This is a genomic window from Prosthecobacter sp., assembly GCF_044226605.1.
GTDB lineage: Bacteria > Verrucomicrobiota > Verrucomicrobiia > Verrucomicrobiales > Verrucomicrobiaceae > Prosthecobacter.
In genome coordinates, this window is the sequence record NZ_JBGAGS010000002.1 from 161,034 (window position 1) to 174,105 (window position 13,072).

Below are 13,072 nucleotides of genomic sequence, written 5' to 3' on the forward strand. Positions count from 1 at the left end.
TGAAAGCAGTGATGGACTAGGCTCGGGTCCTAGCGGGAGCTGTCATTCTCTCATTTCGGCACTTTCAAATACGCGATCAAATCCGCCAGCGACTGTGGTGAGAGGGCCGCTTCAAGCCCCTCCGGCATCAGGGACATGCCCGTGCTCTGCAAGCTGGTGATCTCGCTGCGCAGTACGGACTTCGTCACATTCCCCGCCATCTTCAGCGTCAGGCTCGCGCTCGTTTCCGTGGCGATCACACCATAAAGCTGCTCGCCACTTTTGAGTGTGCAATTGTAGGCCATGAACCCCGGCTCAATGATCGCGCTCGGGTCGAGGATGGAGTTCATGAGCTTCTCCGCATCATGCTCCACCACGCTGCGCAGGTCCGGCCCCAGGTCGATGCCGACGCCATCCAGCTTGTGGCAGGTGATGCATGCCTGCGCAAACACCTGCTTCCCTTTCGTGGCATCGCCCTTGAGCTTGAGCGCCGGTTTGAATTTCGCGAGCACATCTGCGCGCTTCGATGCCCCAGTCTCTTGAAGCACCACTTTGGCGAGTGCCTTCACGGGCTTGGAAGGATGCTGAAGCAGGCGGGTTTGAGTGGCGGCATCCATCAGGCCGGCGAGATGAAGCTTGCCGTTCTTCATGCCGGTCAGAAGTTTCAATGCTCCATCCTCATGGCTGAGCAGCGCGGTGAGGATGTCCTGCTTCAGCAAGGGCGTTGCCGTTGGAAGCTTGTCCAAAAGCAGATCGTCCGTCTCGGGTTTCGGATGGCGGCCAAGCACATTCACTGCCGCTTGCTGAAGGTCGGCCCGAGAATAGGCCAGCCAGTTCTGAAGCGTTTCATATCCCTTGGCCTCCCACCCTGGCACCATGACAGGGATTTCACCCATGGCGATCAGGGCCGAGAGCGGAGCGTCTTTCCAGTCCCAAGGAATGGTCATGGCAGCATTGGTGTATTGCATCAATTCTTCGAGATAGGACGTCAGCCGCTCCGTCCTGGCGCGCTCCTTCATCTTCAGAATCGTGGTTCCCTGGGCTTGTGCGATGAGAAGGAATTTGTGCAACAGCAGCAGCCTCGGCTCCAGGCTGTCCTTGAACTCGTCGTGAATCAGCATGCGATCGCACAGGTTCGCCAGCGCGGCTTCATACCACGCATGAATGGCCATGCCGACCAGAGGCTCAAATGCTGCGTCCGGAGCATGCTCGGAGATTTCCAGCAGGAAGTCGGATGCCGAGCTCAGGATCGCGCCAAGGATGATCGGATCCCCGCTGTCTCTCTTCATCAGTTCGACCAGAACGGAACTCATGCCTGGCTCATGCCATTCACCGACCGAGCAGGCCAGCTGCAGCCGCACCTTCGCATCCGTGTCTGCCGTGAGTTTCATCAGCGCCTGGTGGAGCGTCCCCGACTCGTCGCCTTTCCACTCCAGCCGCTCGGCCATTTGCAGAGCTTGCTCGCGCACCCTCGGGGACTCATCCGCCAGCAGTTTCAAACACATGGCCGTTGTCAGCCTGCCTGTCGCTAGCAGTGTCCATGCCGCCTGCGCTCTTGCCTGCGGCAGCTTTTCATCCAGAAGGGGGTCGAGAGAAGTCTTTGCACCGCTCCACATCAGCTCCATCTGCGCCTTGTCACGCTGCCACCCATTCGTGGAGGCCAGGCCCTGTATCTTGGTCTCGCCTTTAACTGGCTCTGAAGAGCGGACCACCTTCCAAATCCGTCCCTTGTTATCTCCTTCGCGATAGTGTGGAAGCAGCTCATCCTTCCCATTCTGCGGAAGCCACTGCGGGTGCTCGATCATGTAGCGGTACATGTCCGCCACCCACAGCGCGCCGTCGGGCCCTGTGCGGACCATCACGGGGCGGCACCAGCGGTCTTCGCTGGCGAGGAAGTCCATCTTGGCCTCTGCGGGATCGCGAGTGGCTTTGAAGGTCACGCCGTCATCTTCCAGCACATGGTGCTGCACTACATTGTGAAAGGGCTCGCAGGTGAAGGCATGAGTTTTGCCATCATCAAACAGCACTCGATCCCGATACATCTCGATGCCGCAGGCACTGGTGAAGCGCCCTGATTGGTCAAAGCTGTGGAAACGCTTCTCCATGCTGCTGGCGGGATAGACCGGTGGATTGCGCTGGAAGAGTTGATGAATGGGGTCCGGCGGAATCACATGGGGGTTGCGCCGCAGGTAGTGATCCTGCAGCACGAAATGCCACAGCGGATAACTGTTCTGCACGCCGAACCAGTGGCCCCAGTCATCTCGCGTGCGGCCAAACTGCGAAGGGCCGCTCTGGGGATCAAATTCGCCCGTGTCCGGCTTGAAGCGGAAGTCCCGGCTGCCGAGGTCGATCTTCTGCCCGGTCAGCTTGCATTCAATCTGCGTGCCTTTGTTATACCCGCCGTGGTGTGCGCCAGCCGCGCAATACACCCAGCCGTCCATGCCCCAGCGCAGGCCGTTGACGCGCAGCTGTTGATTGCCCGTGCTAAAGCCTGTGTAGAGCACCTGTTTTTCGCCATTCGGCTTGATGAAAAAAAGGTCCGGTGCAGCGGTCACGAGCACGCCCTCGCGCCAGGCCAGGATGCCGGTGGGGTAGCTGAGGTCGTTCACGATCACCGTGCGCTTGTCGTAACGCCCATCGCCATTTTCATCCTCCAGCATCACCACGCGTCCGCCGGGTTTGCCATTGCCATCCATCCCTAGCGGGTAGTCTGCCATCTCGATCACCCACAGCCTTCCTTTGTCGTCCCAGTCAAACGCCACCGGGTCCAGCACCACCGGCTCCGCTGCGACGAGTTCAATGCGGTACCCCTCGCGCAAATGCCATTTCTTTGCCGACTCCTCCGGAGAAAGCGGCTGTGAGGCGAGTTCAACCTTCGGTTTTGCGGGCGTGGCGGCAGTCGGCTTTTCCAGGCCGGCGACCACCACCTCTGAATACTCTCCTTGGAGTGGAGCGAAGTCATCGCAGCGCCTGCCAAAGAAGAGTTCTGTCGAGCCGGGCGCGGTGACGGAAAGTTCGGTGTCGATCTCAACCTTGCCGTTCAGCATCACCTTCACGTGATTACCTTGGCGTTCGAGCTTCACCTCATTCGATGTGCCTGGCGCGATGATCGTCTGCCCGCGCACGATTTGATTCGCGGCATTGCCGTTGAAGACAAACAACCTGCCTGGCTGCGAATCCTTGAAGTTTCCACCAATGCCAAGATGATCACCCGGCGCCTGATGATCGCCCTTTGGCCCGCGCGAGATGAGGTAGGCCGTCACAGGGCTGACCTCGTTCGCTTTGGTGCTGCGAAAGCGCATCGATGCCGACCAGTTCTCGTGTCCCTTCAACAGCGCCGAGTTTTGAGCTTGGGCCTGTTTCGCGCGTTCTTTCCGCGCAATCGCGTGCCGCACATTGTCTTCGGCCACCTTTGAAACGTCCCAAAGTTTAGCGACAACCGAGGGCTCAATGACACGATCCCAAAAGGTGATTTCATCAAGGCGACCTTCGAGTCCTTCGCCAAAAAGCAGGTCATTTTTTGCCACCCCGGCCTTGCCGCTCAGAACGGGTTTTTCACTGCCATCGACATGAACGCGCACATTCTCCCCGTCGCGGATGAGCACCGCAAAGTGCCAGTCATCTGCGCGGAGATCGCCTTTGGTCTCCTCTCCACCCAGCGTCAGCCTGACGCGATGAGAGGCATCCTGATGCGCCTTCAAGCTGACACCCAGCGCGTCGATCAGCTCCCCTGTGCGGTCGCTTGCACCGCTTTCGTGGCCCAGCCAGAACCACAAGCCGATGGAAGCCTGAGGGGCGAGCCCCAGTTTTGGGATTCGGATGTGTCCGCCTGCCAGATGGATGGAGCGGTTGATTTTATCAGGGGGGACTCTGACCTCTGTTTTGAGATGGGATTCATCCCCATAGCCCAGGCCTGCCCCCACACCCGGCAGCCACAAGGCATGCCCGCCGCTTACTTCGACTCCGGCTTCATTGCGTCCAAAGTCCGTCCCGTATTGAAAGTCCAGATGGAGTTTCTCCAGCGAGTCGATGACCGCCATGGTGTAAGCTGGGGCGTCGTAACTATACCCCCTGCCTCGGGAGGGATTGATCTTCTCGAGCATGAGGCCTAGCATGCCCCGGATTGTTTCTTCGGCGCCCACCTCCAGCCCTGCGGTGCGTGCCGGCCAGGTGGTGTAGCCTCCCAGTGCATGCTGCTCTTCGGGGGGGATGTACCCCTCGGCACCATTGGCCAGGCTGATGTTGAAATGGGTGGCGAAACGCGCGTTCCATCGCAACATCAGCCCTGTCAGTGCATAGACCTCATTGGGCATGGTGGTGATGGTGAGGTCTCCCGCCTCCCGCGTGCCGATGCGGATCGCCTGCAGTTTAACCGTCGTCTTCTGCCGTTCGTGCAGAATCAAAGCCTCACGCGCATACACCTCCTGCTTGTCCTTGGGGACGTCATTCACGATTTTCGCAGCGATGGGGCGCGCCCAAGCGAGGCGCTTTTCATCAGGCGTGCGATAGTTTAACAGCAGCGTCTCCTCCATCATGGACAGGGTCGCCTGATCATCATAAGTCACCTCCTTCAGCGCCTGCATGGCGCTGTCCGCAATGGCATCTGCATAAGCATCCAGCGTGATGGTCTTTTTCTCGGCGCCGTAGTCCATCCACATCTGGTCTCCGCTGGTGCCCTGGCTCATGGCGCAGACGAAGGAGCTGTTGCCCTCGCCCGGCTGGCCCATCTTCTGCGCGAGGTGTTTGCAGAAGAGTCCATAATAGTCTGACGAAATCGGGCCGCTGCCAAAGTAGTGCTGCGAGTAGTTCGCCAGCACTCCGAGCGGTTTCCCATCCTTCGTTTGCAGCGAGATGACCGAGAGCTGCGGATCCACCGGACCGCTGGGGCCGACTACGTCTTTGCTGAGGTAGCCGGGGTGCATGTTGGCGCGGCCCGTGGGTTCGCCGAAGGGATCGACGACTTCCTTTCCGGGCAGGCGAATCCAGCGGCGGTTGTGCGTGTGCTCCCAGTCATCGAAGCTGCCCCAGCCGATGCGTGCGGGCTGCAAGGCTTTGTCCGCCACCACGATGGCCTCGGCAATTTTCGGTGTGAGGAATTTGCCGTACTCCGTGTCCTTGCGCGTGCCAAGGCAGCCCATGGCCGCCGGGGCGGAATGCGTGTGCGTGGCGCTGACCATCATCCGGTCCATAGGAATGCCGCACTGCTTCGATGCCAAAGCCTTGGCCTCATCGATGAGCGACTGCTCCATCATGCAAGTGTCCACGATGGCGAAAGCGATCTTCATCTTGCCATCGTCCAGCACAAAGCTCCGCACATGCAGTTTGTCCGCGATTTTTTCTCCACGCCCCTCGAGAAAACCACCCGCGATAATGCGGGGGAATGTTTTTGGCGTGATGTCCACGGCAGCGACACCGGCGCGGAACTCCGCCTGCACCTGAGAGGAGAGAAGGAAAAGACTGACAAGAACGGAAAGAATCTTCATGAGGCTGGCCTAAACCAACGCTCGTGAAGACCGCTTGCTTGCCCTGCGTTTACGCGATCAGCGGACCGATAGCGGGCTCGGCGAGAAGTTTCTGCACTTCTGCGACGAGGCCGTCCACAGGCACCGCACTCTGCGAGCGGGCCAGGAGGTTCTTGATCACGACCTCGGGGTATTCAGCGCCAAAGACGATGGCAAAACGCGCCTTGCGGTCTTCTGCCGCCTGGAACTGCTTGCCAACTTTCTGCGGTCCAAAGCTGTAGTCAGCGCGGATGCCTGCCGCGCGAAGGGCCTGGATTGCGGCAAGCGCGTGCGGGCGCTGCGCTTCATCGGCAACGACGACGAAGGCATCGATGCTGCTGGCCGCAAGATAGGCGCTGGTCAGCTTCATCTGTGCGCTCGGTGTCTGCTCCAGCAGAATGCCGAGCACGACATCGCCCATGGCAAAGCCTGCAGCAGGCAGATCCACGGTGCCGTCGCTAATGAGCGCACACAGTTTGTCATAGCTTCCGCCTCCAGCGAGGGCGCGTAGCCCGTGTTTTTTGTCGAAGACTTCGAAAACCACTCCTGTGTAGTAGGCCAGACCGCGGACGATAGTGGCATCGATTTCGACAAACTTCCACAGACCGCGGGCCGTGAGGTTCTCCCGCAGCTCGGCAAAGGCGGGGTGGTTCTCATTGGTGGAGGCCATGAAATCACGAACTTCAGCCAGAGTCAGGCCGATCACAGAAAGCTTCTTTTCAGTTTCTTCGGCAGATGCACGCTCGATTTTGTCGATGATGCTCAGAAAGGTCGTGGTGTGTTCTTCGGCGATTTTTTTGTCAGCGAGGAAGATATTCCAGATTTCACGGTTGCTAAGGCGGATGATGAAGTCCTCGGGAGTGCAGATGCCGAACTCGCGCAGAACGTCGATTGCCAGCGCAATCAGTTCCGCCGAAGGTGCGGACGAAGAGTCGCCGAGGATGTCGGCGTTGAACTGAATGAACTCGCGCCCGCGTCCCTTCTGGGGAACTTCGTAGCGGAAGCAGGGGCCGATCTGAAACCATTTGATCGGCTTTTTGAAATCACGCTGCTTCTCCGCAACCATGCGTGCGAGCGATGGAGTGACCTCCGGACGCAGGGAGATTTCGCGTTCCGCTTTGTCGCGAAAACAGAACAGCTGGTTGGTGATTTCATCGCCGCTTTTTTTGCGGTAGAGATTCGTTTCTTCCAACAGTGGAGCCTCGTACTCCACGAAGCCATAGCGGCGTGCGACGGAGCGCCAGGTTTCTGTGATGTAGTTTCGCAGTGCGCATTCTTGGGGGAAGAAGTCGCGAAAGCCTTTGACTGTTTGAAATGAGGCCATAGAGGGGGGCGGAATTCATCTTCATGCACAACGTGAACGCAACCGGAAATGCGGCATGGTGCGGAAGTGTTTTGACTGCATGCTCTCCGACCTGTTTGTGCGCGATTTCCGCTGCTTCGCCGAGGCGAAGCTGGAGCTGCATCCCGATGTGACGCTGCTGGTCGGCCGGAATGCCCAGGGAAAGACTTCCCTGATCGAGGCCGCGTGCGTGCTCCTGCGCCTGCAATCACCACGTACGTCAAATCGGGCCGAGTTGGTGCGTTTTGGCGCGGCCACCTGTTTGGTCGAGGCTCACTGGCATGGCCGGCGGCTGCGTTATGCGCAATCAGCCACCACACGCAGGCTGGCGCTTGACGGCGCTGTTTGCGGCAAATCAGCGGACTATCTCGCCGCCTCGGGCGTGGTGGTGTGGATGGATCACCGTGACATGAACCTGCTGCGTGGTGGAGCCGAACACCGGCGAAGATTTCTCGATTTTGCCGCAAGCCAGATGTTCCCTGATTACCTGCATGCCCTGCGTGGTTACGAGCGTGCCTTGCGTGGGCGCAACTATGTTTTGAAACGTGATGCCAGCATTGCGTGGAAGCAGGCGGATGCGTTTGCAAGAGTGATGGACGGCTTCGCACAGACGCTGTGGCTGCGACGCTCAGAGCTGTGCGCTGCGCTGCAGCCCGAGGTAACGGTGGCGCACTCAAAGCTCAGCGATGGAGCAGAGGAGGTGGGCATCATGTTCCAGCGCACGAGTGATGCCGAAACAAGCTTGTTCGATGCACTGCTTTCCATGCGCGACGAAGAAGCCCGGACCCGCTCAACGGCATTCGGTCCGCATCGAGATGACATCGGCATGCGATTGAATGACCTTGATGCGACCACTTTTGCGTCTGAGGGCCAGCAGCGATCCTTTGCGCTGGCCATGAAACTCGCCCAGGCGCGGGTGCTGGAGCACGCCGGCGGTTCGCCTCCGCTGATGCTGATGGACGACGTTTTTGGCGAACTGGACGCCCACCGCCGCCGCGCCCTCCTGGCCTGTCTCCCCCCCGGGACGCAAAAAATCATCACAACCACGAATCTGGACTGGGTGGATTCCGACCATCTTGCGGGCACGGTCTTTGCAGTCCAAGAGGCGAAATTCCGCCGCCTCCGGGGGTGAAAAGGCTGGTTTTTAGCCGAAATTAGGCTGAAATTGCCAATTCCGCGCTTCTTAGAAACATCCCTTGACGCATTTTCAGGCGGTTTTAGCTTTATAATGGGTTAGATTGCCGTGCGCGCGTTGCTTTTCGTGATTTTCAAAATAGTTGGAATTCTCCGTCGCGCATCTGGATTCTGACACCCGCTCGCTTCAACACCTTTCCCCTTTATTCTCAAATGTTTGGCAAACTTTTCGGCTTTGTTGCCCAAGACATCGGCATCGATCTTGGCACGGCTAACACTCTCGTTTATGTAAAAGATCACGGCATTGTCCTCAGAGAGCCTTCAGTGGTGGCGGTTAAAACCGGCACCAACGAAGTCGTCGCTGTGGGTGACGACGCCAAACGCATGCTCGGACGCACGCCGGGTGGTATTACTGCCATCCGCCCCCTCAAGGATGGCGTCATCGCGGACTTCCGGGTTACGGAGGCCATGCTGCGTCACTTCATCAAAAAGGTGCAGGGCGGGGGGCGCAAGATGCGCGGGCCACGCGTGGTCATCGCCGTTCCTTCCGGGATTACCGAGGTGGAAAAGCGGGCCGTCAAAGAAAGCGCAGAGCAGGCGGGCGCTCGTGAGGTTTATTTGATCGAGGAACCCATGGCGGCAGCCATCGGGGTGGGGCTGCCGGTACAGGAGGCTGCCGGCAACATGATCGTCGACATTGGCGGTGGCACGACCGAAGTGGCCATCATTTCGCTCTCGGGCATCGTTTACAGCCGCAGCGTGCGTGTGGCAGGAGACGAACTCGACGAAGCCATCATCAATTACATGAAGCGCGCCTACAATCTCATGATTGGCGAGCGCACGGCGGAAGAGATCAAGCTGCGCATCGGCTCCGCCTTCCCTCTCGGCAAGGAAACGACCATGGAGGTCAAAGGACGTGACATGGTGGCGGGTCTTCCGAAAACAATCACGATCACCAGCCAGGAAGTTCGTGAAGCGATGCTGGAGCCGCTCAATGCGATCATCGATGCAGTGCGTACCACTCTCGAGCGCTGCCCGCCGGAGCTTTCGGCGGATCTTGTGGATCGAGGCATCATGCTCGCTGGAGGCGGTGCCTTGCTCCGCGGCCTCGACAAGCTTTTGCAGGAAGAAACGGCGCTCCCAGTGCATGTGGCTGAAGATCCACTCAGTGCTGTCGGCGAAGGCACCGGACGTGTTCTCAGCGAACTCGAATTCCTTCGCAAAGTGAGCACGACCGAAGTCTGATGACCATCTCGCGCTGTGTTGCGCCCGCTTGAAGGTGTCTGCCGAAAAGCGCCGCATCCAGCCAGGAGGAAAGGCCAATCATGAAAAAGCTCAACATCCTCGCGCTTTTGATCTTCATAGCAGGGCTGGTCGCCGTGTTTACGTTCGACACTGCGACCACCCGCAAGATTCAGGCTCGTGTCATGAGTCTGCTGTCACCCTTTATCCATAGCAGTGCGGCCATGGAAAATGCGGCGGAGGCTGCCGTGGCCCCGCAGGTAAATCCGGCGGATCTGAAGCGCGAATACGACGCGCAGAAGGTGCAGCTGGAACGGCTGCGCATCTTTCAGCAGAAGTACAATCAAATCATCGAAGAGAATGCCAAGCTGCGGCAGATCATCGAGTTCAAACAGTCGGCTCCGTTCAAGATGACCGCAGCCAAAGTGATCCGCCGCAGTTCCAGCACCTGGTGGAACAGCCTTATCATCGACAAAGGGTCTCTGGATGGCATCGGCACCGACAGTCCGGTGATTACCTCCGTGGGCTTGGTGGGAAAGACCTCCACACTGGCCCCGCACATGGCCAAGGTGATTTTGCTGACCGATGAAATGTGCCGTGTTTCAGCGAAAATCGAAGGCACGCTGGAGCAGGGCATCCTCGGCGGGGAGCGTGCCGCGCTCGAGGTGCGCCCGGAACTGCATCTGCGCTTCTTGAATCGTAACTCCAACATCAATGCCGGAGCCGGCGTCTACTCCTCGGGAGAAGGCGGTGTATTCCCGCCGGATCTCTTGCTGGGCCGGGTGAAACGTTTTGAAAATCGTGAGATATCCGGAGAGGCCGTTATCGAGCCCGCCGTTGATTTCTCCACCTTGGATTACGTCTTTGTGATCGAAATGCAGGTGGCCGCACCGGAGGCTGCTCCCGCGCCAGCGCCGGAGCCTGCGGTTCAGCCAGCCCGTGCCAAGCCCTGAGCCGTCATGCTGTTTCATCCGATCTCCATCATTTTGCTCCTGGTCACCTTCATGGTGCAGGAGTTCATCCCTGGGCTGGAGATCGCCCAGTTTGCCACGCTGTTTCTTCCAGCCGTGTTTTTCTTCAGCGCATCAGTGGCGTCACCTTTTTCGATGATGCTGCTGCTCGCGTTCATGACCGGATTCCTCTGGGATGCCCGCCATTTGCCGGGCGTTGTGGACAGCCTCTCCAACGCGCAGGACGTTTTTGGCACGGGAGCCGATTCCGAGCTGGGTGCGGGCAGTCATCCGCTGCCCTTCGGCCTTTCCATCGTTCTGTTTGGCATGCTCGGCACCCTGTTGCAGGGCATCCGGCCATTGTTCAAGCGCGGACGGCTTGAGCTTCCAGTGCTGATGGTCGGCCTGGCCACCTTTGCCTGGCTGCTTTCGCAGTTCCTGATCATTACGTTTCTCCGCGGCTCCCTGCAGTTTCCAGCCGGTGTCTGGACGAAAATGATCACCGACAGCCTGCTTGCCATGCTCGCCGCGCCGCTCATCTTCCTGCTGCTCTATTCGCTGGCCCGCCTGTCGAGCTATGAAATCAAATACGAAGGCCTGAGGTACCGATTCGATGGTCGTTAAATACCGCTTCCGTCTCTACATGTTCGCCCTCGCCATGATGTGCGGGTTCGGACTGCTTGTCTTCAGGCTGTGGTCGCTGCAGATTGATCGCCGGGAGGAGTTTGCCAAAATGGTCCCTGGAGCGAAAAAGGAACGGGCCCGCATTCCCGGCCCTCGGGGAGAAATCAAGGACCGCAACGGCGTCGTGCTGGCCACTAACAAGGCCAGCTTCGAAGTTCGCATCAACCTTGCCGAGGTCGTCACAGAGTTCAAACGCCAGGCCAAGATCAAAAAAATCCCTCTTCCTGAAGTTACTCTCGACATTATCAAGCAAGGTATCAAACGCCAGGATTCGGAGCTCGACATCTTCACGATTTTTGAAGAGACGATTGCCGACCGCATGCGTGAACTCGGCGTGCACAAGGACTACACCAAAGATTCGCTGAGGGTGCATTATCGCAGCTTCAACGGCGCAGTGCCATGGGTGTATCGAGATGACCTTACCTTTGCCGAGTTCAGCCGCATCGCCGAGCACAACCTGGGTCTGCCCGGTGTCACGGTAGCCGAGCGTGCCTCGCGCGTTTATCCGCTCAAATCTGTCGCCTGCCACATCCTCGGCTACGTGCGTCTGCCGGACGATCAGCGTGCTTCCGTCGAAGATCGAAAAGGCTGGGACTACTATGTGCCGGATGACTTCGGCGGCGCCGGTGTGGAAAAAAGCTTCGACACCTATCTGCGTGGCAAGCCTGGAGTACGCGTCATGCAGCGCGACCAGCGCGGCAGGCCTGTTGGCGAGGTGGACGAGGAATACGAGGAGCCACGCAAAGGAAATGATGTTTACCTGACACTGGATGCGCGCATCCAAATCATTGCAGACAAGGCCCTGCGTGATGCCAAGGTCGGTCGCGGTGCCGTCGTCGTCATCGAGCCAAGTTCCGGAGAGGTGCTGGCCATGGTGTCTGTGCCCTCCTACGATCCGAACCAGTTTATTCCCAGCATTCAGCAGTCGGACTGGGATGCGCTGAGGGACAACAAGACCGTTCCATTGCTCAACCGCGCGGTGCAGGGGCATGCTCCCGGTTCCACCTTTAAAATTCCGATCTCTTTCGCCGGCTGCCTCGCGGGCATCCAGATGAGCCACTTCAACTGCAGCGGCAGCGTCACCTACGGCAACAAGGCCATGCAGTGCTGGATCCAGCGTCAGAGCGGCGGTTCTCACGGCACGCTCGGTCTTAGCGATGCCATCAAGTACTCCTGCAATTGCTTCTTCTACCGCTACGGCAATGCGGCGGGCATCAGCAACATCACCAAAGTGGGCAAAATTCTTGGGCTGGGCGTGCGCACCGGCATCGAGCTTGAAGATGAAAACCCTGGCATCCTGCCCAATCCGGACTGGCTGCGTGCCAATCACCCTCAGGAGCGCTGGAGTGACGGTGCTACCGCCAACACCTCCATCGGGCAGGGTTACGTGCTCGCCTCTCCGCTTCAGATGGCGTCCGTCAGTGCCACCGTGGCCAATGGCGGCAAGTCGTGGAGTCCCCACTTGCTCAAGCGCGTCATGGATCATGACCATGCTGTGCTGGAAAATCCCCCCAGCCTGCGTGGCGACATGTCCGCCAGTGTGAAGCCGGAGGAGATCGAGGTAATCCGCAAGGGAATGTGGAAGGTCGTCAATGATCCTTCGGGCACTGGCAAAGGCGCGCGCATCACTGGCGTGGAAGTCGCGGGCAAGACCGGCACCGCGCAAAACTGGCGCCTCGACGAGAAGCGCGTGAAGCATGACGACAACCACACCTGGTTCATTTGCTTTGCGCCTTACAAAGAGCCGAAGTTTGCCGTGACCGTGCTTGTGCAGAATGGCAAATCCGGTGGCAGTTGTGCCGCGCCCGTGGCGCGCCGAGTTCTTGAGCAATGCCTCGCCCTGGACAAGGGCTATCAGCCTGTCGTCGAAGCCCTGCCGCCTGCCGACGGTCATTTCCATCCGATTACTTCCGTCACTTACGAACTCGCTGCCGTGCCCGAGGGCCTCGGTGCGGATGAGGATGGTGACGTCGGTGGCGGTGGATCGTCTTCAGCAGAACCAGTCACCAATGACGCGCCGCACGTGCGCACCACACCCAATATCAAACCCAAGGCCGACTCAGCGGGATCGGCCGGAAACAGCTCAGTTCAGAATGTGCCTCAGGCCGTGCCAGTGCGCAGGGTCGGTATCTTCGACCGGGGGCGTTCCCAGGAAAGCAAACCATCTGACGGCGCTCCAAGCGGCGGCGGATTTTTCCGCAGAATCTTCCGCTGAGGAACTGCGTCATTTTAGAGAGTAA

The 13,072-nt window shown here is 59.0% G+C and carries 7 protein-coding genes; 5 read left to right on the forward strand and 2 right to left on the reverse strand.

All coding sequences use genetic code 11. The annotated features are described in order from the left end of the window. Positions 1-50: 50 nt before the first annotated feature. Together ACILSO_RS02855 and hisS are read right to left on the reverse strand one after the other, a co-directional pair. Complete coding sequence (locus ACILSO_RS02855) at positions 51-5,462, reverse strand: neutral/alkaline non-lysosomal ceramidase N-terminal domain-containing protein (RefSeq protein WP_395735853.1); 5,412 nt, start codon at positions 5,460-5,462, stop codon at positions 51-53. A 49-nt stretch (positions 5,463-5,511) separates the two neighbouring features. Beyond that, positions 5,512-6,804 carry a histidine--tRNA ligase gene (gene hisS, locus ACILSO_RS02860; RefSeq protein WP_395735854.1) on the reverse strand — a complete coding sequence of 431 codons (1,293 nt, stop codon included), beginning with the start codon at positions 6,802-6,804 and terminating at the stop codon, positions 5,512-5,514. Positions 6,805-6,883: 79 nt separating this feature from the next. On the opposite strand from hisS, the gene recF reads away from it, so the two are divergent. The 5 genes from recF (at position 6,884) to mrdA (ending at position 13,047) form a co-directional block, all read left to right on the forward strand. After that, positions 6,884-7,954, forward strand: a complete 1,071-nt coding sequence (recF, locus tag ACILSO_RS02865) for a DNA replication/repair protein RecF (protein ID WP_395735855.1) — start codon at positions 6,884-6,886, stop codon at positions 7,952-7,954. Between the two features lie 215 nt (positions 7,955-8,169). Then, entirely contained in the window at positions 8,170-9,201 is a 1,032-nt protein-coding gene (locus ACILSO_RS02870) for a rod shape-determining protein (RefSeq protein WP_377169129.1), read from the forward strand. Between the two features lie 80 nt (positions 9,202-9,281). Next, positions 9,282-10,151 (forward strand): rod shape-determining protein MreC, encoded by an 870-nt coding sequence (mreC, locus tag ACILSO_RS02875; protein WP_395735856.1) that lies wholly within the window; start codon positions 9,282-9,284, stop codon positions 10,149-10,151. 114 nt (positions 10,152-10,265) lie between these two features. Further along, entirely contained in the window at positions 10,266-10,772 is a 507-nt protein-coding gene (locus ACILSO_RS02880) for a hypothetical protein (RefSeq protein WP_395735857.1), read from the forward strand. Positions 10,773-10,791: 19 nt separating this feature from the next. After that, complete coding sequence (mrdA, locus tag ACILSO_RS02885) at positions 10,792-13,047, forward strand: penicillin-binding protein 2 (RefSeq protein WP_395735858.1); 2,256 nt, start codon at positions 10,792-10,794, stop codon at positions 13,045-13,047. The last annotated feature ends 25 nt before the right edge of the window (positions 13,048-13,072 follow it).